The 22,689-nt window shown below is 62.6% G+C and carries 19 protein-coding genes; 15 read left to right on the forward strand and 4 right to left on the reverse strand.

Features of this window, described 5'->3' with window-relative positions:
* Positions 1 to 69 precede the first annotated feature (69 nt).
* From ACFPN2_RS29055 to ACFPN2_RS29065, 3 genes are read right to left on the reverse strand one after another with little or no spacing between them, the layout of a single operon-like run.
* Positions 70 to 882, reverse strand: a complete 813-nt coding sequence (locus tag ACFPN2_RS29055; protein ID WP_380603227.1) for a hypothetical protein — start codon at positions 880 to 882, stop codon at positions 70 to 72.
* 19 nt (positions 883 to 901) lie between these two features.
* Entirely contained in the window at positions 902 to 1,924 is a 1,023-nt protein-coding gene (locus tag ACFPN2_RS29060; protein WP_380603229.1) for an MBL fold metallo-hydrolase, read from the reverse strand.
* Between the two features lie 14 nt (positions 1,925 to 1,938).
* Complete coding sequence (locus ACFPN2_RS29065; protein ID WP_380603231.1) at positions 1,939 to 2,820, reverse strand: hypothetical protein; 882 nt, start codon at positions 2,818 to 2,820, stop codon at positions 1,939 to 1,941.
* Positions 2,821 to 2,947: 127 nt separating this feature from the next.
* Here ACFPN2_RS29065 and ACFPN2_RS29070 point away from each other — a divergent pair, with 127 nt between their 5' ends.
* The 7 genes from ACFPN2_RS29070 to ACFPN2_RS29100 all read left to right on the forward strand — a co-directional run bounded on the left by ACFPN2_RS29070 (position 2,948) and on the right by ACFPN2_RS29100 (position 12,232).
* Positions 2,948 to 4,285, forward strand: coding sequence for a hypothetical protein (locus tag ACFPN2_RS29070; RefSeq protein ID WP_380603233.1), 1,338 nt, complete (start codon positions 2,948 to 2,950; stop codon positions 4,283 to 4,285).
* Positions 4,269 to 5,171, forward strand: coding sequence for a peptidyl-prolyl cis-trans isomerase (locus ACFPN2_RS29075; protein WP_380603234.1), 903 nt, complete (start codon positions 4,269 to 4,271; stop codon positions 5,169 to 5,171). Before ACFPN2_RS29070 ends, ACFPN2_RS29075 begins: the two co-directional genes overlap by 17 nt.
* 212 nt (positions 5,172 to 5,383) lie before the next feature.
* Positions 5,384 to 6,526: a HupE/UreJ family protein gene (locus ACFPN2_RS29080; protein WP_380603235.1), complete on the forward strand. Its 1,143-nt coding sequence runs from the start codon at positions 5,384 to 5,386 to the stop codon at positions 6,524 to 6,526.
* Positions 6,527 to 6,537: 11 nt separating this feature from the next.
* Complete coding sequence (locus tag ACFPN2_RS29085; RefSeq protein ID WP_380603236.1) at positions 6,538 to 7,035, forward strand: DUF6644 family protein; 498 nt, start codon at positions 6,538 to 6,540, stop codon at positions 7,033 to 7,035.
* A 13-nt stretch (positions 7,036 to 7,048) separates the two neighbouring features.
* Complete coding sequence (locus ACFPN2_RS29090) at positions 7,049 to 7,534, forward strand: DUF6644 family protein (RefSeq protein WP_380603237.1); 486 nt, start codon at positions 7,049 to 7,051, stop codon at positions 7,532 to 7,534.
* A 211-nt stretch (positions 7,535 to 7,745) separates the two neighbouring features.
* The gene (locus ACFPN2_RS29095) at positions 7,746 to 10,418 is read left to right on the forward strand and encodes a TonB-dependent receptor plug domain-containing protein (protein WP_380603239.1); all 2,673 of its coding nucleotides are present in this window, start codon (positions 7,746 to 7,748) and stop codon (positions 10,416 to 10,418) included.
* Complete coding sequence (locus ACFPN2_RS29100) at positions 10,418 to 12,232, forward strand: CocE/NonD family hydrolase (RefSeq protein ID WP_380603241.1); 1,815 nt, start codon at positions 10,418 to 10,420, stop codon at positions 12,230 to 12,232. Before ACFPN2_RS29095 ends, ACFPN2_RS29100 begins: the two co-directional genes overlap by 1 nt.
* 2 nt (positions 12,233 to 12,234) lie before the next feature.
* Here ACFPN2_RS29100 and ACFPN2_RS29105 read toward each other — a convergent pair whose 3' ends face one another.
* On the reverse strand, positions 12,235 to 12,924 hold the full coding sequence (locus tag ACFPN2_RS29105; RefSeq protein ID WP_380603243.1) for a GntR family transcriptional regulator: 690 nt from the start codon (positions 12,922 to 12,924) through the stop codon (positions 12,235 to 12,237).
* Between the two features lie 54 nt (positions 12,925 to 12,978).
* On the opposite strand from ACFPN2_RS29105, the gene ACFPN2_RS29110 reads away from it, so the two are divergent.
* From ACFPN2_RS29110 to ACFPN2_RS29145, 8 genes are read left to right on the forward strand one after another with little or no spacing between them, the layout of a single operon-like run.
* Positions 12,979 to 14,073: a CapA family protein gene (locus ACFPN2_RS29110; protein WP_380603245.1), complete on the forward strand. Its 1,095-nt coding sequence runs from the start codon at positions 12,979 to 12,981 to the stop codon at positions 14,071 to 14,073.
* The gene (locus ACFPN2_RS29115) at positions 14,073 to 14,546 is read left to right on the forward strand and encodes a TRAP transporter small permease (protein WP_380603247.1); all 474 of its coding nucleotides are present in this window, start codon (positions 14,073 to 14,075) and stop codon (positions 14,544 to 14,546) included. Before ACFPN2_RS29110 ends, ACFPN2_RS29115 begins: the two co-directional genes overlap by 1 nt.
* Entirely contained in the window at positions 14,543 to 15,835 is a 1,293-nt protein-coding gene (locus ACFPN2_RS29120; protein ID WP_380603249.1) for a TRAP transporter large permease, read from the forward strand. Before ACFPN2_RS29115 ends, ACFPN2_RS29120 begins: the two co-directional genes overlap by 4 nt.
* Positions 15,832 to 16,902: a 2-hydroxyacyl-CoA dehydratase gene (locus tag ACFPN2_RS29125; RefSeq protein ID WP_380603251.1), complete on the forward strand. Its 1,071-nt coding sequence runs from the start codon at positions 15,832 to 15,834 to the stop codon at positions 16,900 to 16,902. The genes ACFPN2_RS29120 and ACFPN2_RS29125 overlap by 4 nt, the downstream gene beginning before the upstream one ends.
* Positions 16,899 to 19,082, forward strand: a complete 2,184-nt coding sequence (locus ACFPN2_RS29130; RefSeq protein ID WP_380603253.1) for a CaiB/BaiF CoA-transferase family protein — start codon at positions 16,899 to 16,901, stop codon at positions 19,080 to 19,082. Before ACFPN2_RS29125 ends, ACFPN2_RS29130 begins: the two co-directional genes overlap by 4 nt.
* The gene (locus ACFPN2_RS29135) at positions 19,079 to 20,374 is read left to right on the forward strand and encodes a 2-hydroxyacyl-CoA dehydratase subunit D (protein ID WP_380603255.1); all 1,296 of its coding nucleotides are present in this window, start codon (positions 19,079 to 19,081) and stop codon (positions 20,372 to 20,374) included. Before ACFPN2_RS29130 ends, ACFPN2_RS29135 begins: the two co-directional genes overlap by 4 nt.
* 59 nt (positions 20,375 to 20,433) lie before the next feature.
* Positions 20,434 to 21,411, forward strand: a complete 978-nt coding sequence (dctP, locus tag ACFPN2_RS29140) for a TRAP transporter substrate-binding protein DctP (protein WP_380603257.1) — start codon at positions 20,434 to 20,436, stop codon at positions 21,409 to 21,411.
* Entirely contained in the window at positions 21,408 to 22,607 is a 1,200-nt protein-coding gene (locus tag ACFPN2_RS29145) for a CaiB/BaiF CoA transferase family protein (protein WP_380603259.1), read from the forward strand. The genes dctP and ACFPN2_RS29145 overlap by 4 nt, the downstream gene beginning before the upstream one ends.
* Positions 22,608 to 22,689 lie beyond the last annotated feature (82 nt).

Raw genomic sequence — 22,689 nt, forward strand, 5'->3', positions numbered from 1 at the left:
GCATTCGTAATGCGTGGGTCCACGGTTCGATCGGCAGCCGCCCACGCCCCAATTTGTCGCTCAGGTCGATCAGGTCTCGCCGCAGGCCGTGGGCTGCCATTTCTTGCCGTCGGGCTCCTTGCGGAACTGCGTGCTCCAGATCAGCGGTTCCCTTAAGTACTGCGGATCGTCGATCTGTGTCGTGACCACGATCCACGGCGTGCCGTCGAGCTCGAAACGATCGAAGAACTCGGTCATGACAGCCTGCTCGCTGTAGGGCATGCCGTTCTTCTGCAAGTAGCCGGAGCGCATCTGCTTCGTGATCACGCGCAGTGCCGGCCGCCCGGTCCTCGCGGGCGCGGCGAATTGCCGGAGATGCACCGTCTCGTTCCAGTTGCCGCTCGACTGCCCTTGCCACGTCAGCTCCGTGCTCGCTGCAGTGGGTTTAAACGGAATCGTGCGCGTCTGCGTGCCGGCCGAGAAATCGATCTGCAACGTATCGTCGTTCGCCCAAGTAATGTGCAAGCGGCCCGGTGAACGGATATTGCCGGCGGCACCGTTCGGTCGACACTCCTGCCCGGCCGCTTTATCCGCGGCCGGATCGAACGAGGCCGCGACCTTCCGAGCCGCGTCGTTGACCGGCAAGCTGCCGATGAAATTCTTCGGCGGCATGGTCATGCGCTCGAGCCAATCCTCGGTCACGACCGACACCCAATAACCGGTGAGATCGAACGGCGCCGCTTCGCGTGCGGACTTCGGCGGCGCCGGCTGACCCGGCGCTCCCGCAGCCCCGGCGCCCCGGTTTCGGTTCTGCGCAAAGGCATCGCCACTCGGCATCGCCAACGCCAGCGACAACGCGCCCATGACCATCCAACCAGCGCCGCGAATCGGCATCGAGCTCATAGCAATCTCCGTAGTCATGTCAGGGCGACGCCTTCGACGCGTCCGGGCTGGACTTGTCCACCGTCGCGCTCAGCTCGCGATACACGGCTTCGACGAACTGGGTGGTGGTCCATCCGCGCGGGGCGGTGCCATAGATCCCGTCGTAATCGAGCGTCGGCCGCGCGGCCTTCACCTGATCGAGCGTCATGCCGCGCTTGATGAGATCGGCGATGCGGTCGCGAATGATGGTGAGCATGTCGCGATAGATCACCACGCTGTACTCGTCCGCGATCGCGCCGTAGGCCGGTACGACCAACGTTCCGCCTTGTGCATTCATTACCGGCACCGCCAGATCGATGATCCGATTCAACGCGTCGATCACGCCTTGCAAGCTGCCGCCATTGTCGGCCTCGATGACGGGATAACTGTCGGGCGTGAAGATCTCCCCTGCAACGATCACATCGGAACCGCGGAAGAACACGGCGCTGTCGCCATCAGTCGCGGCCGCCGGGTAATGAATCAGAATCACCGGCTCGCCGTTCATGTGCAAATCCATGGTGCCGGTGTAGTAAACATCCGTCGGCCACGCCTCCTCGGGGCTCGTGGTCGTGCCCACGACGCCGCTCATCCGATTGAGCACACCTTCATGTCCCTTGATGGAAGCGACATTGATTTCGCCACGATCGCCGATGAACTTGCCGACCTTCGTGACCGGCAAGTTGCCGCCGGTGTGAGCCGGCAGGAAGCTCGTGTTCAAGATGATACGGATCGGCTCGGGCGTGACTTTGCGGATCGCTTCGATCAGTTTCGCGCTGGTCGCAGACGTTTGCGTGTCGACGACCACCACGCCGTCCGGGCCGATCTGAAAGACCGAGTGCGCGCCGCCGCCGGCCGCGCCGATCAGATACACGTTGCCTTTCACGTGCATCACATCGAGCTCGCCGGTGAACTCGGCCGGTGCAGATGCCTTCGCGGTGCGTGCCTTTTGAGCGTGCGCGGGCACCGCCATCAAAGCAACCGACAGCATCACCATCGCCAATGCGGGCTTAGTGTTGAAACTCACAATGCGCTCCGTGATCAGAAGGGACTCGGCGGCTCGCCCCACTGGGGCAACTGCGCCGGCAACAATTTCTTCAGCTCCAGCTGATATTCAGGATAGAGCTGGGCCGCGCCGCCGTTGGTGACCTGCATCGGGAAGCCGGTCTTGTCGCTGAATTCCTTGAGCATGGGATTCATGCCCGGCGGCAGCCAATGCGCCACAAAACCTTGCGGTCGCTCCACTTCCACGCGCGCGGCGCACGTGTATGGATTGATCCACAAGCCCGGCGCCAGCACCCAATTCCAACTGCGCACGTAGGGCTCGGTGAGATACACAGGATCATCGACGGCGCTCACCCACGTGAGCACGTTGTCGTGACGGATCAGGAATTCCGTGAGCTTGCCGTTGGCACTGCGCGGGATGCCGTTGCGGCGAATCCAGCCTTCCTTCAAATGCGTGGTCTTCACGATCAACGTGTCGCCGTCCCACACGCCGGTGGAAAAGCCTTCCCAGGTATGGGGCGCATTCGGCGAGGGATGCGGACGGCCATCGAGCCAGATGGTGCGCACCGGGTTCATCCAGCCCAGCATGATGTGATACGCGATGACCTTGAACGAGTTCGGATCGGTCGTCGTCCAGATCTGAATGTGCGCTGGGCCGTGCGGGCCGTAGTCGGCCGGATGCGGCGCGCATTGATGCTCCGGCACCGACCACTTGTTCGCGTCCCAGGTTTGAGCGCGCAGCAACGCCGCGTCGTTGATCGGCAGACCGGTGAAGTCGCCGATGTCGGGGCCGCCGCCGCGATCGAGCCGGTCCTCGTGCATCTTCTGACCCCAGGCTCCGGTGAGGTCGAGCTCCGCCGCTGCCGGGCCTGCGATCAACGCGAGCGCCAGCAATCCCCCCGCCATTCTTCTCTGCATAGGATGAGCATCCCAGTGTCGTCGTGTCTTGCGGTTGAAACGCAGCGGACGCGGCACTGTCGACATTTAATGTCTGTGCCGGTCGCGTGCAACGTTAGATGCGTAGGAGCACGACAACCCCGACCGCATGACCGAGTCCGAATCCATTCAACAGTTGGCCGAACGCATCCGCGCCGCCGGCTTGCTCGGCAAGCCCGGCCTGCTGAGCCGGCTGTTCGACTATTTGATCGCCCGGTCGGTGAGCGGCACGGCGCCCAAGGAAATCGAGATCGCGGTCGACGTGTTCGGCAAGGACGAGTCGTTCGCGGTCTCCCAGGACTCGACGGTCCGCGTGTACGTCCACAAGCTGCGACGTAAGCTCGAAGAGTTTCATGCACAGAGCGGGCGTGAGGACGCGTCGCGCCTGGTGCTGCCCAAGGGTGAATATCGCATCGTCATCGAGCACTCGGCGGCGCCAGCCATCGAGCGCGCCGAGCAACCGGCGCCTTCTCCTCCGCCGCCCGTCGAGCAGCGGCGTTGGCTCAACCTGCGAAACACAGTGCTCGCTGCCGCGGGATGTTTGCTACTTGCCGGCGGTGCACTCATCGGCACGCATATGAAGAGCGGCGGTCCGGCGAGCGAACTGGATACCGTTCGCGGCAATCCGATCTGGGCCAAGGTGCTGCATGACCAGCGCCCCGTCGTCGTAGTCGTCGGCGACTATTACATCTTCGGCGAGACCGATCCACGTTCCGGTGCCGTGAAACGTATGGTGCGCGAGTTCTCGATCAACTCGGCTCGCGATTTGGAAGAACAACTGCAATCCGACCCGCAGCTGAACGGCAGCTACGAAGATCTCGATCTCGCTTATCTGCCCACGTCGACGGCGTTTGCCATGCGCGATGTGCTCACCACGCTCGCCGCACCCGGCCAACCGCAACAACGGGTGCAGATCGTGCTCGCCTCCGAGCTCACCACCGAGATGCTTCGGACGTCGCACATCATCTATATCGGCTACATCAGCGGCATGCGGCAGTTACAGGAGCTGGCGTTCCAGCACTCCCGCCTGCGCGTCGGCTCGTCGTTCGATGAGCTCATCGACAAGCGCACCGGTCAGCGCTGCGTGAGCCAGGCCGGGCAACTGCCCGAGGCCGGCACGACCTATCGCGACTATGGCTTCTTCTCGAGCTTCCCGGGACCGACCGGCAATCGCTTCGTGATCATCGCGGGCACGCGCGATGTGGCGGTGATGGAAACCGCCGAGGCGTTGACCCGTGCGTGGCCGTTGGCGCAGCTGTCTCGCTCGATCCAGAGCGAATCCTTTGAGGCGCTGTATGAGGTCGCCGGGCTCAACCGCTCCAATCTCAGCGGCCGGCTGCTGTTCAGCGCTGCACTCGGCAGCACGCAACGAAGCCCGTCGAAAGATCCGAGCAACACTGACAACAACTTTTTCCTTGCGGATCTCAGCGATGAGCACAGTCATTGAGGCGGACGCGGCGATCGAGCCGTCGGTGAACCACGCCCGCTCGCTAGCGTTCAGCGCGATCGGTGCGATCGTTGGCTTGTCCATTGCGGGCTATGGCCTGTTCACCGCTGCAGGCACCTCCACCCGATCGGTGCCGAAGGAAGCGGTCGCTTTGATCAACGGCCAGCCCATCCTGCGTGGCGATTTCAGCACGCAGTTGGAAACACAAACCGGCGAGACCCTCGCGACCAGCTCGCGTACCACGCAGCTGAAGATCTTGAACGACATGGTTCGCGAGGAGCTGCTCGTCCAGCGCAGCCTCGAATTGAATTTCGGCGAGACGGACCAGGATATTCGCAACGCACTGGTCAGCGCGGTGACCCGTCAGATCACCGTGCAAGTCGCGACGGCCAATCCGACGCAGCACCAGTTGCAGGCGTATTACGACGCGAATCCCGGTCGGTTCACGACGGAAGGAAAGATCGAGGTGCGGGATTTCATTGCGAAAGATGCCCGCGCGGCATCCGCTGCGGTGGAAGCCCTGAGATCAGGATCGCCGGTGCAGAGTGTGATACGTGATTTCGATCTGCAAGAGCCGGAGCGTCACGAGGAAGATTACTACTTCGCCGTGAAATATCGCTTGGGCGATGCGTTGTTCGCCAAGGTTCATGAGCTCAAGGCCGGCCAGGTCAGCGAACCCATGCAGACCGGCAGCGGCATTCATATCGTGCAGGTCATCAAGAACGAAACCCCTCAGCCCCTCACCTTCGAGGCGGCGGGCGATCAGGTGCTCACTCAATACAAGGACGCCGAGCAAGCGCGTCTGATGGATGCGACGATCAAGTTCTTGCAGAGCAAGTCGAGCATCGTCATCGCGAAGGACTACGCGAGCGAATATCAGCCATGACGCGCTCTGCCCGTCTCCAGCGAGCGCCCCTGGCGCAACATGCTCACCTGCGGCGCCCGCCCCTGCTTCGCATTGCCCGTGCAAGATTGCTCCAACGTCCGCCCAAGATTCGCGTTGCCCGTGCGCGATTGCTCCAGCGCGCTCGGTCAGTCGCGACATTTCTGACTTTCGCCTGGCTGGCACTCAATGCCGGCGGCGCTCTTGCGCACACCTTGAGCGAAAGTCACTCGTCCTGGCAGGTCTCGGGCAACACCGTGCGCGTCGAAATGATCGTGCCGGAGCTCGAGGCAAAGCGCTTATCCAAGACCGGCACCGACTTGCCAGCGCGCGAGGAATACAGCCGCTACTTGGGCGAACGAGTCGCCGTGCTCGCGGACCATGAACCTTGCAAACGCGCCGCCGGTCCGGCGGCCTTAGCGGCGGTTCCAGGTTTCCTTCGCGACGAACTCGAGTTCACCTGCCCGGACAGCAAGTCACTCGCAATTCAATCATCCGTGTTCTTCGATGTGGTCCCCTCACACACCAACTTCGCGCGCGTTCAGATCGGCAACCAGGATTTCTTCGAAGAACTGCTGACCAACGAACATCGCGAGGCTGAGATCACCGGCGGCGAGTCGCACGGCACGCTGCAAGGCGCCGGCCTCTTGAAGTTCATCCAGATGGGCATCATGCACATCTTCACCGGCATCGATCACATGGCCTTCATGCTCGGGCTGGTGCTGATCTCCCGTCGCGTGAGAGATCTGCTGCTCGTGGTCACAGGCTTCACGCTCGGACACAGCCTGACGCTCGCGCTCGCGGTCACCGGCGTGCTCCGGCCGGATGCGCAGTTCATCGATGCACTGGTGGCGCTGACCATCGTGCTGATCGGCGCCGAGAACGTCGGCGACTCGACGCATCGTCCCCTGCCCGTCGCCATCGGCCTCGGTGGCTTGTTGTTTGCAATGGTCATCGCGAAACACCTCGGCGTCGGCATCACATTGCCCACGACGTTGCTCATTGGCGGCGGCATGTTCGCCGCGGGCTATCTCATGTTCGCCGGTCAGCTGCGCGACGCTGCGAGAGTTCGCTTGTTGATCACCCTGGTCTTCGGCTTGATCCATGGGTTCGGCTTCGCGGCCAACCTGCTGGAGATGCGCCTGCCTCCCGAACGGCTCACCGAACTGCTCATCGGCTTCAACATCGGCGTGGAAATCGGACAGCTCGCGGTCGTGCTCGGGGCACTGGCCGTTGCCGCGCTGCTCGTGCGGGTACGACTTTCCATGCCCCGCCCCTTGTTCACCGACATCGCCGCCGCGGTGCTGATCGGACAAGGACTGTATTGGTTCCTGGGTCGCACCGTGTCTCTCGGCTGATGGAGATGTCCTTGCTGTCGCTGACCGAATTCTGCAACTGGCTCGCCGACACCTCGGCCAGTCATTTGTTTCAGGAAGTGCTGTGGATCGTGCCCGCGGCGCAGAGCATTCATATCCTCGCGATTGCGATTGCCATGTCGGCGCTGCTGATGATTCATCTGCGATCCATCGGCGTGCTGGCACGAGACCAGACGCGTAGCGAAATCGTCGATCGCTTCCTGCCGGCGTTGTGGATTGCATTGCCAGTACTGCTCGCAACGGGCTCGGTGCTCATCGTCGCCGAGCCGGCACGTTCGCTACGCAATCCCGCGTTCTATTGGAAGATGGGATTGCTGCTCGTCGGCATCGTCATCACGTTGACCTACGCCCGCCCGCTTCGCCGCGATCCGTCCTGGTGGGATGAAACCCGTCGGCGCCAGCTCGCGTCGGGGATCGCCGTCACCTCGCTCATCCTCTGGGTCGCCATCGTGTTCTGCGGTCGCTGGATCGCGTACGTCTCGCCCTTCTGACCGGACCGCGCGCATGCTCGAAGACACACTCGCTACCATCGAAAACCTGAGGCTTGCCACCGCCATCCGCGAGGAAGGCCTGTTATTCCCGTGGATCGAATCGATTCATGTGCTGGCGCTGGTGCTGGTCGTCGGCTTCATCCTGATCGTCGATCTGCGCCTGATCGGCCTCGCGTCCAAAAAGCGCGGCGTGGCGCAGCTCGCCAGCAATGCGCTGCCGATCACCTGGGGCGCGTTCGCCGTCGCTGTGATATCGGGCTCGTTGCTGTTCATCTCGAACGCGGTGTCCTATTGGGACAACGTGTTCTTCCAGATCAAGCTGGTGCTGATTTTGCTCGCCGGTGTGAACATGTTCGCGTTCCACCATCTCGTCGCTCACGACATGTCTGAATGGCAAACGCCTGACACCACCCCGGTGCTCGCCAAAGCGGCCGGTGCCATTTCGATGCTGCTATGGATCGGCGTCGTGATCTGCGGTCGCTGGATCGGCTTCGTCTAACTTCCCGCCTTAACAAATCTGCTCGAGCGGGCGCTTCATAAGCGGAAGCGTTGCCCGCCATAGGTCATTTTTATCCCGCCAAACAAGCGCTTGCCGCCCGGTTTTCATCGGCCAAATTGTTGACAATTTCATCGGCAGTTCCTAGATTGCCGCCACACCATAAACAACCCGGCATCAGCCGGGCACGGCACTGGGACGGCAAGGGGGATCCATGCGACGACGTCCAGCTTTATTCGGCGCTTGTGCACTGGTCGCGGTCACGACGGCAGCGGCACAGGAAGCGGAGAACGAACAGGTCATGGAACAGGTGGTCGTCACGGGCACGAGCATTCGTGGCGTGGCGAGTGCCGGCGCGCCGGTGATCGCGATGGATCGCGAAGACCTCGTGGCCACGGGCCTCGCCACGAGCAGCGATCTCGCACGTGCCCTGCCCCAGGTGTTGAATCTCGGCGCCGATGAAAGCCGACTGGGCGGCGCGCAGGATGGCGCCGCGAATGCCACGCGCGTCTCGGGCATCAATTTGCGCGGCATCGGCAACGAAGCCACCCTGCTGCTCATCAACGGTCGACGACTCGCACCGGCCGGCGTCATCAAATCGCTCTACGATCCCAACGTCATCGCCTCGGCCGCGATCGAGCGATTGGAAGTCGTGGTCGACGGCGCATCCGCGATTTACGGCTCGGATGCCGTCGCCGGCGTTGTAAACATCATCACGCGCAAGGGCTTCAACGGCGCGGAAACCATGGTCCGCTACGGCGTCGCCGATGGCACCAGTCAGAAGATCGTCAGCCAGAACTTTGGTTTCAGCTGGGACACCGGCAGTGTGTTCGCGGCGTATGAGCACAACGAGCGCGACAGTCTCTCGGGCGCCGACCGCGACTTCGCATCGAACGATCGGCGCGCACGCGGCGGCTCGGATGCGCGCCCAACGCTCTCCTCGCCAGGAAACATCATCGTCGGAACGACGCGCTATCCGTTACCTGCCGGCTCGGGCACTGGCCTGAATCCGGCTCAATTGACCGCCGGCACCGCCAATCGATTCGACGAAGGCTCGTTCGCCGATTTGCTGCCGAATCAGGAGCGCGACAGCTTCTTCCTGGATGCGCGTCAGGAATTCGGTGCGCTCGACGTGTGGTATCAGGGCTGGCTGTCGGAGCGCGACTTCGATGAACGCGTCGCTCCAGCCTCGGGACAACTGCGCGTTCCGAACACCAACGCCTTCTTCGTCGCACCGGCCGCGCTCGGCTCGCCGACCTTCGTCAACGTAGAATATCGTTTCCTCGCGGAGGACGCCGATCCTCGCCTGGCAGGCTATGAGAACGCTCAACAAAATGCGATCGGCGCCGGCTACGACCTGGGCGGCGACTGGCGCATCGAGACGTACGCCAACTTGAGCAAGAACAGCGGCTTTCAGCGACGGGGCGCGATCACCAATGGCGCGGCGCTGACCGCCGCGTTGGCGAGCAGCAACCCGGCGACTGCCTTCAATCCGTTCGGCGACGGCACGTACAACGTCACCAACAATCCGGCGCTGGTCGATCTGATCATCGCCAACCGCGACACGCACGCCACCAGCGAAGCCCGTGACTTGTCCTTGAAGGCGGACGGTCCGCTGTTCTCGCTGCCCGGGGGCGATGTGCGAGTCGCCATCGGCATGGAGCGTCACGACAACGAGTTCCGCCAGCGACTGGATGCCAACAACGTATTGGCCTCCGGCGAGACCACCACCAAAAATATTCAGAACCGCCGTCACAACACCTCGTTCTTCGGCGAAGTGTTCGTGCCGCTGGTCAGCGAGGAACAGGCCATTCCCGCCGTTCACAGCTTGAGTTTGTCGCTGGCCGCTCGTCGCGAAGAATATTCCGACTTCGGCTCGACGACCGATCCGAAAATCGGGGTGGTCTGGCGGCCGCTCACCTCTCTGACGGCACGCGCCACGTACGGCACGTCATTTCGCGCGCCGTCGCTGGTCGACACCAGCGAGCAGATCCACAACATCTTCATTCAAAACCTGACCGATCCCGCCGGTACGGGCGGCGTTACGCGCGGCATTTATCACAACGGCGGTCGCGCCTCGCTAAAAGCCGAAGAGGCGACGACCTGGTCGGTCGGGCTGGACTGGGTGCCGACCGGCGCGCTGCAAGGCCTGACGGCTTCGCTCACCTACTACGACGTGGACTACACCGACCGGATCGATGTCGTGCTGAATACTGCGCTGACGAACGGGTCCGTCTACGGGCCCTATGTGATTCGCCGGCCGGCCGCAAGCGACACCACCGCCACCGCGGCGTTCAACGCCCTGGTCGCATCGTTCCTGAGCAATCCCGATTTGCAAAGCCCGGCGGAACCGGTCACCAACATCAATGCCATCATCGATGGCCGCCGGGCGAATCTCGGCAGCATGAAGCAACAGGGCATCGACCTGAATCTGGGCTACACCCTCAACACCTCGTTCGGCGATTGGCGCTTCGGCTTCGACGCCGCGAAGATTCTCGATCTCACTCGCTCGGTCGCCCCCGGCCTGCCCTACGTCGACGTGCTCGACACGTACAGCAACCCGGTCGATCTGCGGGCCCGCGCCTCCATCGGCTGGCGACTGAACGGCTGGTCCGTGAACACCTATCTGAACTACGTGGATAGCTATCTCAACACGGCGATCTCGCCCAACGTCGAGGTGGATAGTTACAAGACCGTCGATGCCTCCATCGTGTACGACTTCGGCGAGCAACGCGGCGTGCTCAGCGGCGTGAGCTTGTCAGTCAATGGACAGAACATTCTCGATGAAGATCCGCCCATCGTATTGAACGGCATCGTGTCGTGGGACAACCAGAACGTCTCGCCGCTCGGTCGCTTTGTTTCCTTCGTGGTCACGAAGCGCTGGTGATGATGAGCACGCTGACGACGACACTTCGAGCAACCTGGGCAGTTGGCGCTCTGCTGCTGCCCCTTTCTCTCTATGCCAGCGAAGCCAAGGAGTCGCGGCCCGGCGTGTATCGGGGCTACTCCGAAGCACGCTTCAGCGAATGGCAGAAGACGTCTCAATATGTGTCGATGTCCGACGGCGTGAAGCTCGCGGTCGATATTTATCGCCCGGCCGTGAATGGCCGTGCGGTCGATGAGAAGTTTCCGGTTGTCTGGATTCACACCCCGTATCGGCGCGCCTATACCGATCCCAAGGGCACGCTGGTCAATCCGCTCGAGCGACTGTATCTCATGCCGCTGTTGAACCATGGCTATGTGGTCGCGGCCGTGGACACCCGCGGACGAGGCGCATCGTTCGGCGCTCGTCGCGGCTTTCAAGACCGCACCGAAGCTCGCGATGCTTATGAAATGACCGAATGGTTCGCCAAGCAGCCGTGGAGCACGGGCGCCATCGGCGTCGCCGGATGTTCCTATCTCGGCGGCACGACGTGGCATGCCGCGACCATGATGGCGCCACATCTGAAAGCCATCGCGCCGGGCTGCACCGACTTCGACAAATATGGCTTCGTCAGCCGTGGCGGCATCACAGCACAGTTCAACACGCGTCCTGAAAATCCAGGACAGGATTACGGACAAGGCGTGGTTCCGGTGACTGCCGATATCGATGGCAAGCAAGCGGCCACGGCGATTGATGAACACAGCAAAGGCACGCCCATGGCAGAGTTGTGGGCGGGCATGCGCTATCGCGACGATGTGTCGCCGCTGCTCGGCGTCCCCTTCTGGCGCGAGTCCAGCGTCGCGACGTATGCCAAAGAAATCGAGCGCTCCGGCGTCGGCCTGTTCATCTGGGGCAATTGGCTGGATGAAGGCAGCTTCGAAGCGACGCTCGCCTATAACAACCTCAACAATCCTCGCAAGCTCTGGATGGGCGAATGGGGCCATTGTCAGGTGGGCGACTTTCCCATGGCCACCGAAATGCATCGCTTCTTCGATTATTTCCTGAAGAAGATCGACAACGGCTGGCAACGCGAAGCGCCAATCTACTACCGCACGGTCAACGCGCCCGCCGGCAAGGAATGGAGTAGCACCGACCAGTGGCCGCTCGCAAACGCGCGTAATCAAACATTGCATATCGGTGGCGGCGCTTCGCCAGGCGCGACAGGTCAGCTCGCAAGCATGGTTGCCGCAGGCGCCGCGAGCGACAAGTTCGTCGTCGACTACGATCCGAAGTGCAGCGAGAAGGTCGATCTGTACTTCCTGATGTGGCCTTGCGGAGTCGACAAACACGGCTTGGGCTACGCCACACCGCCGCTCACCGCCGACACGCACATCGCCGGGCATCCCATCGTCGATCTGTGGATCTCATCGACTACCGACGATGCCGATGTGTTCGTGTATCTCGAGGACGTGGCACCGGAGGGCACTGCATCCATCGTGACCCATGGACGGCTCCGAGCATCGCATCGAGACGAGCAGCCCGCGCCCTATCGCAACTTCATGGGTCTGCCCTATCACCGCGGCGAGCGGCGCGATGCGAAGCCATTGGTTCCGGGAACGCCCGCGAAGCTGCGGCTGGATTTGTTACCTACGTCGACGATCGTCAAGGCCGGTCATCGCCTGCGCTTGACTGTCGCAGGGGCCGATCCACGTCAGCGCTCTCGCAATGTGAAATTCGATCCGCCGCCGACCACCACGATCCATCACGACCGCGAGCATGCATCACAACTGACGCTGCCCATCGTCGGTGCGTTCGCCGCTGAGGGGCCCGGCGAGTGACGTTACTTGAGGTCCAGGTCCATCGCGGACAACGTTTCCAGGCCCTCGGCGATATGCTCGCGCATCAGCCGCTCCGCATCTTTGACGCGGCCGTTGGCGATCGCTTCGGTGATCTTGCGATGACCGGCGTTGGCGTTGTCGATGCGGCGGGCGCTGTAGAAGGTCGCGATCAACAGCCGGTAGATGGGAATGCGCAGCCGCTCCAGAAACATGCGGATGAACTCGTTGCCCGAGCCTTCGATGATCAGCTGATGCCATTCGTCGTTGAGCCGCGCGAAGCGCTCGTGGTCGATGGTGTGCTCGATCTCGTTCAATTCGCCCTGGATCTTCTGCAGCTTCCGCTTGAGGTCGGGCCGGTCCGCGGCGGCGAAATCGGCTGCGGCCATGCCTTCGAGCGCCATCCGCGCCCGATACATCTGGCGCAGGTCGTCGTGCGTGAAGCGCTTCACTGACGCGCCCCGGAACTCCTCGATGGTGACCAATCCTTCGCTCGACAGCCGCTGTAGCGCTTCGCGAACCCGAGTCCGAGTCGCGGTCGGCAGCTCGCGCATGATGTCCGCTTCCACCAGGCGCTGGCCCGGCACGAAGCTGCCCCGGCGAATGCGTTCGCGAATCCAGTCGACGACGTCGCTGACGCTCCGCGGTTCAGCTCTAACGCTGGATCGAGATTTGGTGTCGGTCTTGGCTGGCATGGCCGACAATATGATCGATATTTTGGTCAACAATCAACCGGGACCGATCGCGTCATGGAGCTGATCTTCACCGGCGATCTGATCCTCGATGAACCCGAGCCGGACCACTGGCTGGGCGGCATTGCACCGGCGCTGCGCAATGCGGATCTCACGATTGGACACCTGGAAGTCCCACATACAACGCATGTCGCCGCGAGTCGAGACGATGTGCCTGCACCTGGTGCGGACCCGACGCACCTGCCCGCGCTGGCGCGAGCCGGCATCGGTGCGGTGACCTTGGCGGGCAATCACATCGCTGACCTGGGTGAAATCGGCATTACCGATACGATTCGCGGGCTGACGCGCGCGGGCATTGCATACACCGGCGCCGGCGCGACGTTGAGCGATGCTCGCAAGCCCGCCATCATTTATCGGCGCGGCAAGCGCATCGCTGTGTTGAGTTACAACTGTGTTGGACCGGAGAGCGCCTGGGCCGGACCGACCCACGCGGGCTGTTCATATATTCGGGTGGAACCGGCCGATGGCGGTCCGATTCGTCCGGCGGCAGCGCTGGAGCGGATCGACCCCGCCTCGTTGCAAATGCTCGCCGATGACATCGCACGGACCAAGGCGCAGGCGGATTTCGTCGTCGTCGCGTTTCACAAAGGGATCGTTCATACACGCGCTCGGTTGGCGCCCTATGAGCGCCCCCTCGCTCATGCGGCCGTTGAAGCAGGTTGCGATGTGGTGATCGGCCACCACGCTCACATCGTGCGCGGCATCGAGTTTCATCGGGGTGTGCCCATCTTCCACGGGCTGGGAAACGGCTGCGTCGTGACTCGCGCGTTGAGCCCCGATCAAGCCTCGCCCGAACGCGCCGCCTGGGCTCGCAAGCGTAAAGCGCTGTTCGGTTTCGAACCCGATCCCGCGTATGTGTTGGCACCGTTTCATCCCGAAGCGGTGAATGCGCTGCTCGGTCGAGTGCGAATCGATGCAAGCGGCAAGATTCGCGTGGGCTTCATTCCCGTTCACGTCGATGCACCGGGCCGACCGCGCGTTGCGCCGGAAGCCGCGCAACGCATCGCCGACTACATTCAGACGATCGGCATAGAAGCCGGTTTGCCGCCACTGACACTGCACATCACAAGCGAGGGCGTGTGGCTGAATTGATGGAACGAAACAGCGGCGGCCAGACGCGCGGACCGTTGTTCTACATCGGCGCCGGCGGCCTGGTGCTCGCGATGGCCGTCGAAGCCCTCGCGGTGCTCGGTCGTCATGCTGGCATTCCGCTGCTCGGTGCGATGGAAATCATCCAGGCATCGATTCTGTTGATGGCGTCGACCGCCATGCTGTCGGCCACGCTGAACAAGGGCCATGCGACCGTCACGTTGCTCACGACGCGCGTCGGTGAACGTGCACGCGGCTACCTGCACGCCTTTGCCAATCTGATGTCGGCGCTGTTCTTCGTAGGATTGGCAACCGGCGTGTTGTGGCTTGCCGTGGAAGCCTGGAACGATCATGAGCAAAGCGAGCTGTTGCATATTCCTTTCCGTCCGCTCCGCATCGTGTCGCTCATCGCCGCCGTCGCCATTGCGCTCGTGTTCCTGCGAGATATGGGGCGCTCGCTCCGAGGCCGCGCATGAACGGTCTCCTAGGCGTCATCGCCCTCCTCGTCCTGCTGACGCTGGGTGTTCCCATCGGTGTGTCGATGGGCGTGGTCGGCATGGCCGGCCTCATGCTGCTGTTGGGGCCCGAGCCCGCCATCATCAAATCGGGCGTCGTGCTGTTCGAGACCATCACTCGCTACGAGCTCGGTGTGTTGCCGTTGTTTCTATTCATGGCCCACCTATGTTTCGCCGCCGGTGCGAGTCGTGACTTCTTCGAAGCGGCCGCGCGAATGGTTGGTCATCGTCGCGGCGGTCTCGCGATCGCATCGGTCGCAGGGTGCGCGGGCTTCGGTGCGATCAGCGGCTCGAGCCTCGCAACCGCTGCCACCATCGGCTTGATCGGTTTGCCAGAGATGCGAAAGCGAGGCTACTCCGATGCGCTCGCGACTGGATCGATCGCGGCAGGCGGCACGCTTGGGTCGATCATTCCACCGTCGGGCGCGCTGATCGTGTTCGGCATTCTGGCCGAGCAATCGATCGGAAAGTTATTTACCGCCGCCATCATCCCCGGGCTGTCGCAGGCGTTGTTCTACATCGTCACCATCGTGTTGTTGTGTCGGTGGCGTCCTTCCATTGGCCCGGCCACAGCGCGGGCGCCGTGGTCCGAGCGGCGGGCAGCGCTCCTTCGCATTCTCGATCTCGGTGCGTTGATCCTCGTCGTGCTCGGTGGTATCGCCTTCGGCTGGTTCACCCCGACTGAAGCCGCCTCGGTGGGCGCGACCGGCGCGCTCGTTCTGTGCGCGTGGCGCCGTAAGTTGAATCGCGATTCTCTGCGCGAAGCGCTGGCGCAAACGCTGCGCACGACGGGAATGATCTACGTCGTAATTATCGGCGCGCTCATTTTCGCGGTGTTCATGAGCTATACGGGCCTGGCCGAGCAGGTCGCCGATTTCATGGAAGGCCTGCCGGGCGGCACGCTGATGGCCATCGTCATCATGACCGTCCTGCTGTTGTTGCTCGGCTCGGTACTCGACGGGTTGGCGTTGATGCTGCTCACGACGCCCATCCTGCTGCCCATCGTGACCGATCTGGGCCTGTCGCCGATCTGGTTCGGCATCTATCTGGTGCGCACGATGGAGATCGGCTTCGTGCATCCGCCCATCGGCATCAACCTGTATGTGATTCAAGGCATCGCCAAGGACGTGCCGCTGGGACGCATTTTCAAGGGCGTCGTGCCGTTCCTGGCGGCCGATTTGTTACATCTGTCGCTGCTGATCGCCTTGCCAGCGATGGCGTTGGCGCTGCCCGGGTGGTTACATCAATGAGCTTGTCTTCGCTATTGGTTCGTGCCTTGAGCGATCCGCTGAATGCGGTGGGGTCTCGGCGTGCCATTGGATATTTAGGGTGGAATGTGCCGGTTGAGTTGATTCTCGCGGCGGATGCGGTGCCTGTGCAGTTGGGTGCCCTGCCGGGTTGTGGCACTGAGCTTGCCGATCGGTTCTTGGAGAATAGTTTCTCGGCGCAGAGTCGCATCGTCGCTCAGCGATGGCTCGATGGTGGTCTCGATGCATTGGACGCCGTGATTTTCTCCCGCAGCGATGACAATGCTCAGCGCTTGTACTACTACCTTTGCGAACTGCAACGCGTGGGTGTATGCAAAGGACCGAAGCCCCTGCTCTATGACCTGGCGCGCATTCAACGGGGCACGAGCGTGGCTCATACGATGGAGTCCACTCGGGCGCTTGCCGCCGCCCTTCGCGTCGATGAATCACGATTGCCCGCTGCGATGGAGCGCGTTGCTGTTCGCGAGAAGATGCTCGCTGAGTTGTCGAAGCGGCGAACGGCGGATGAGGTGCCGCTTGGGTCCGTCGCGTATCGGATCGAGCGCGGGGCTCGGACTGACTGGTCGGAAGAATTTGATCGGTCTCTGCAAGAGTGGCTGTCCAATTGTGCGACGGGCGCACCGCGTAAGCGTGTGTTGTTGGTTGGAAGCGCGCCTGCGGACGATCGCGTTCATAACGCTATCGAAGTGGATGGGACCGTCGTTGTGGGCGAAATCAATGAGGCGTCCTTCCTGGCTCCGCGAGCCGCTGTGTCTGGCGACTCGGTGGAAACCATCGCGCGCCGCTACTACGACCGAACCAATGCGATCAGCACGCTGCTACAGTCCCCGGCCGATCTCGTCAGCGCGGCCCGAGCGTTACGAGCTGATGGTGTCATTGTTTGGATGGTCGCCACCGATACCGGCCTCGCCTGGCAAGCCCCTCGCATCGAACGCGCACTGCGTGAGGCGTCATTGCCGACGCTCATGCTCACCTCGAAACCTCAAACGCTAAATGCCGACACGCTCGATCAGATCGCGCAGTTCCGTCGCACGCTGGAGGTCGCATGAAGCCGCTGCATAGCCTGCGTGCGCTAGCTCTCGGCGACGCTGCGGATGGCGCCCTGGCACGGTTGCTGGCGACCTTCGGCGCCGAGGTGTCTCCGGTCGAATTCGCTTCACTGGCCAACGAACTCCCTAACGCTCACTTTCTAATCGAGGGCCTGGGCATCCCCGCCCTGCGACGCGCGGGGTTCGATCGGGCTCGCATCGAGCAATTGAACGCGAAGTTGATTCACGTCTCCGTCACCACCTTTGGCAGCGAAGGCCCGCGAGCCGAATGGCGAGGTGGGGAGTTGATCGCCTCAGCGATGGGCGGAACGCTGAGGGTCACCGGCGACGTGGATCGACCGCCGGTCAAGGAAGCGTTGGATGCCTGCTGGTTTCATGCGGACATGGCAGGCGCCGCCGGCGCGATGGCCGCGCTGGTGGAACTTGCAACCACGGGCCGGGGTCAGCACGTCGATATCTCGGTTCAAGAGGTCGCGTTCTCACGCAACGTCAACGGCGTGCTGGTGTGGCAGTTCGATCGTCGTAAGTTACACCGCGTGGGTGGCGCCTTGAACTACGGTCGCGCGACCGTTCGCTGCATCTGGCCCCTCGCGGATGGCTTCTGTTTCCACACATTGATGACCGGCCGCTTCGGCGCCCCGGCCAATCAAGCGTTGAGCGATTGGATCGACGAAGCAGGCCTGCCCAACCCACTCCGAGGCGTCGACTGGACACGCTACAACCGCTCGACGCTCGATCCGGAAACGCGCCGTGAATGGGAGCGAGCCATCGAAGGCTTCTTCTCAACGCGCACGCGCCACGAGATCTCGACGGAAGGTCGCCGTCGCGGCATCAACGCAACGGTCGTCGCAGAGCCCGGCGATGTGCTGGCCGATCCACATCTGGAAGCTCGCAACTTCTGGACTCGCGATCAACAGAACAAACGCAAGCCTTCGCGTTTCGTCTCGATCACCGAAGCACCGACAGCCGCGCAACCGAATCGATCCAACCCCAGAACCATCGAGCGCACCGGTCCATTAAAAGGCCTGCGAGTCCTGGACTTCTCCTGGGCCTTGGTCGGCTCGATCACCACCAAGGTCCTCGGCGATCTCGGCTGTGACGTCATCAAAATCGAAACCCGCAGCCGCCCCTGCCTGTCGCGCATCGACGTGCAAGTGAACGCCTCCCGCGCCGACAGTTTCGATGACAAGCCCTGGTTCGCGCACTTGAACAGTTCGAAACGCAGCCTCGCGCTCGACTTGAAGCTCCCACAGAGCCGTGAAGTGCTCAACCCGTTGCTCAACTGGGCCGACATCGTCGTGGAGAACTTCTCGCCGGGCACGATGGCCAAGCTGGGCCTCGACTATGCATCGCTGCAGAAACGCAACCCGGGAGTGATCATGGTCTCCGGGAGCGTGTTCGGACAAACCGGACCGCTTGCCGAATCGTGGGGCGTGGATGGCACCGGCGCCGCATTGTCCGGCCGTACCTTCCTGACCGGCTGGCCCGACCGCAATCCCGTCATTCCAGGCGCCGTGCCGTACGGCGATGTCATCGTTCCTTATGTGATGGCAGCCGCGACCGCCGCTGCGGTCGATCATCGTCGCCGCACCGGCAAGGGATGTCACATCGACGCGGCGATGTATGAGATCTGCGTCCAGCAAATGCACGACGCCATTGTCGCCGCAGACAAAGGCGCTCGTCCTGCACGACAAGGTAACGACGATCCGAAGGTGTTTCATCAGGGCGTCTATCAAACAGCAGGCGACGATCAATGGATTGCGATCACGCTCGGCTCGCTGTCCGATTGGAAGATCCTGTGCTCATTAACGCAGCTCAACCCGAATCAATCCGCGCACGATGCCGAGAAAGCATTGAATGCGTGGAGCCGGCAGCGCGAGGCGCATGCGCTCATGGAACAGCTGCAAGCGTCCGGTATCGCCGCGGGCGTCGTCCAGGACATCCAGGATCTCACCGAACGCGACCCGCAAATTGCCGCCCGCCAGGCACTGATGACGCTGGAGCATCCGTTGCTGGGCGCGTTCGGCCACGTGCGCACGCCAATCAGTTTCTCGAGCGCCGTCACTTCCCCCTATCGCGCACCGTCGATCGGCGAGCACAGCCTCGCGATTGCCCGTGACCTGTGCGGACTGAGCGCGTCCCGCATCGAAGAGCTGGAGCGGCTCGGAGTGTTTCGATGAGCACGATTACTCACAGCGGCGGACAACGCAGCCGCAAAGATCTGGAATGCACGGCCGCCGCGACCGCGTATCAACGCGACTTCGTCACGGACTTGAAGAAGCGCGTCATCGACTCGGGCGAGCCGTTCGCCATCGCGCAGGCGGACACGCCGCACGAGATCTTCCACGTCATGGATGTTCCGCTGGTCACCAATCAATGGTGGTCGGCCTACATCTCCGCCAAGCAGCTCTCGAATCACTACGATCAAGTGCTGGGCGACCTCGGATATCCGGCGAATCGGTGTCGTTACTGTTCGTTGGGACTGGCGTGCACGCTCGACAACAATCCTCGCGTGGCGCCCTGGGGCGGACTGCCGAAGCCGACGGTGCTGGTCGCCCGCCTCACCTGCGAGTGCATCGAACATGTCTTTAGCCAATGGGCCACAGCTCTAGGCAGCGAGTTCTTTCCGCTGGAAGCGCCGGGCTGGCAGCACAAAGACCCGCAGTGGTTTCGCAATTCCAATGAGCGCTGGGAGGAAGTCTTCGAACAACGGCGCATCGACCTGCTGGTCGCTGAGATGCGCGAGCTCATCGCGTTGCTCGAAGAGCGCACCGGTCGAAAGTTCGATGAACAGAAATTCCTGCAGCTCATGCTCGCGATCAACGAGCAGGAAGGTTACATCGCCGAAGCCGCGCAAATGATCGGCGCCGCACGTCCCTGCCCCGTGTCGATTGCGGAGCAGATGCCGAACACGATGATTCCCCAGTGGCATCGTGGCTCCCCGTGGGCCGTGGCACACGCTCGCCGCTTCCGGGACGAAGTGAAACAACGCATCGCCGACGGCGTCGGTGTCGGCAGTCGCGAGCGATTGCGCCTGATGTGGATCGGTGCGGGCCTCTGGCATGACCCCGGCTTCTACAGTGCACTCGAGGATCAATACGGCGCGGTGTTTGTCTGGTCGATGTATATGCCGTTCGCCGGCCCTCAATACATTCGTGAGCTCCACGACCGACCGTTGCACGCGTTGGCGAGCCGCATCTGCTCGATGAACGAAGTGCTCCATCTGCCGCCGTGGATGAATGAGTGGATGGTCAGCGAGGCGGAGCGTTGTGACATCGATGCCGCCGTGATGCTGGTACCGCCGGACAATCGACTGTCGCAGTCAGGCACGAAGATCACCGAGCACGCCCTGGCTCGAGCGGGCATTCCGACGCTGGCGTTGTCCGCGGATATGGTGAGCGCCAAGGATTGGAGTCACGAGCGCATGGTGGAGCATGTCGCCGGATTCCTACGGCAGGCAGGGCTTCTATGAGGCTCTTCCTCTCTCTACTTATTATATGTATCGCCGGCTGCACCCCGCCGACGCCCGGCGTGACTGTGCTGACCTATGCCAGCCCCTTCAGCCCGGGCCATCCGTTCAGCCGGGCCGATATCGTCTGGATGAAATGGGTCGAGCAGCAGGCCGGCGGCAGTATCAAGATTCAACCGTACTGGTCGGGATCGTTGCTGTCCTCCGAGCATTCGATGCCCGAGCTGCGCCATGGCGTTGCTGACATCGGCCTGATCACACCGATCTACGCGCGAGGCGGCGCTCATCTCATTCGAGCGCAGGCCGGGTTCTATGGCGGGCTCACCAGCTTCGCACAGCAGACGGCGCTCTGGCGTTGTATGGCCGCAGCCGATCCGCAGTTTCAACGTGAGCTGCACGAGCTGAAAGTGCTCGCTGTCCAGGGCGGCAATCTGCCCGGCATCGTCACTCGCGATCGTGCGATCCGCACGCTCGCTGACCTGCGTGGCCTCCGACTGCGAGCGCCATCCGAGTTACTCGCGGTGCTCAAGGACTTGGGCGCCGACCCCATCGACATGCCCATGGGTGAAGTGTATTCGGCGCTCGCCAAAGGCGTGCTCGATGGCGTGGTCGCACCGCCTGACACGCTCAAGTCGCTGCATTTCGCCGAGGTCGCGAAATACTTCAACACCATCAAGATTCCGCGCGGCGCCTATGCGGCCCGCGCGATGGGCGAACGGCGCTGGCGCAGCTTGACCGATGAGCAACGCGCCCTGTTCGAACGCAGTACCGAAGTTTGGGAAAAGGCACTGGCGGCGGAGCTACTGGTCGCAAACGAAGTCGGCCTCGCCTCCGGCCGCGAGCATCACGTCGAATTCCACGATATCTCCGCCGACGAGCAAGCGAAGTTCAACGCCCTCTATGAACGCGACGGCGAAGCGCGAGCTCGCGCCCTCGCCCGCTTCGGGATCGACGGCATGCCCACTTACCGGCTGGCGCGCTCGCTTGCCGCGCACGTCACGGACGACAACAGCATCCGCTGCAGCAGAGATGAAACATGAGCCTACCGCTTGAAGGAATTCGCGTCGCCGACTTCAGCCATGTGATGGCGGGGCCGTTCGCCACCCATCTGCTGAGGCTGCTCGGCGCCGAAATCATCAAGATCGAGACGCCGGGTCGTGGCGACGCGATGCGTAACTACGGCGCCGACCGACGTTACGACGGCATGGCGCCCGCCTTCATCGCCGTGAATGCCGGCAAGAAATCTGTCGTGCTGGATCTGAAACAACCGCTGGCGCAGGAAGCGGCCCGCCGCTTGATCGCGACCTCGGATGTGCTGATCGAAAACTTTCGTCCGGGTGTGATGGCGAAGTTCGGTCTCGACTACGCATCGGTGCGAACGCTGCGCCCCGAGTTGATCTACTGCTCCATCTCGGGCTACGGACAGAACGGTCCGCGCCGCGACTGGCCGGCCATCGATAACATCGTGCAAGCGACCACCGGCATGATGACGCTCGGCGGTGCCGCGGGCGACGCGCCGGCGAAGGTCGGCTTTCCAGTCGTCGACACACTCACTGGTCAAACCGCGGCCTTCGCGATCCTCGCGGCGTTGTTACGGCGTCAGCGCGAGCGTCGCGGTGAATACATCGATGTCGCCATGTTCGATGCCAGCATGGCCTTCATGACCTCAGCCATCGTGCCGTATCTCGTCACCGGCAATCCGCCCGAACGCACAGGAAACATTGGCTACAGCGGGCAGCCTACGTCCGCCGTGTTCAACACCAGCGACGGCCGCCAGATCTCACTCGGTGTGGTTCAGCAGCCGCAGTTCGAGGCGCTGGCTCGCGAGGTGGGCCGCAAGCAATGGCTGGAAGACCCTCGTTTCCTCACCCCCGACCTGCGACGTAAACACTCGGCCGAGATGCGTGCCGAGCTGGATCAGGTGTTTGGCGAAGCGCCCGCGTCTCAGTGGGAGACTCGATTGAGCGCGGCCGGCATTCCCTGCGGCATGATCCGCGATGTCGCCGAAGCGGTCTCGCTGCCGGCGCTCGAAGCCCGGCGGCTGAAGCTCGACCTGAAGGTTCCGGGACTGCCGGAGCGTGAGCAAGTTGAAATCGTGAACGCCGGCTTTCTGTTCAGCGAGGATCAGCCCGGTGTGACTTCGCCGCCGCCACGTCACGGTCAGCACAGCGATGAGGTCTTCCGATCCTTGGAATTCTCGGCCGACGAGATTAAAGCGCTTCACGTCGAGCGCTGAGCTACAGGCTTCGCCCTCGGATTGGCGAAGACGGTCGTCACGCCAAATGCACGCAGCAATTCGAAAACCACGTCCCGGACCG

Source organism: Steroidobacter flavus (genome assembly GCF_042651805.1).
In the GTDB taxonomy this organism is placed as follows: Bacteria; Pseudomonadota; Gammaproteobacteria; order Steroidobacterales; family Steroidobacteraceae; genus Steroidobacter; species Steroidobacter flavus.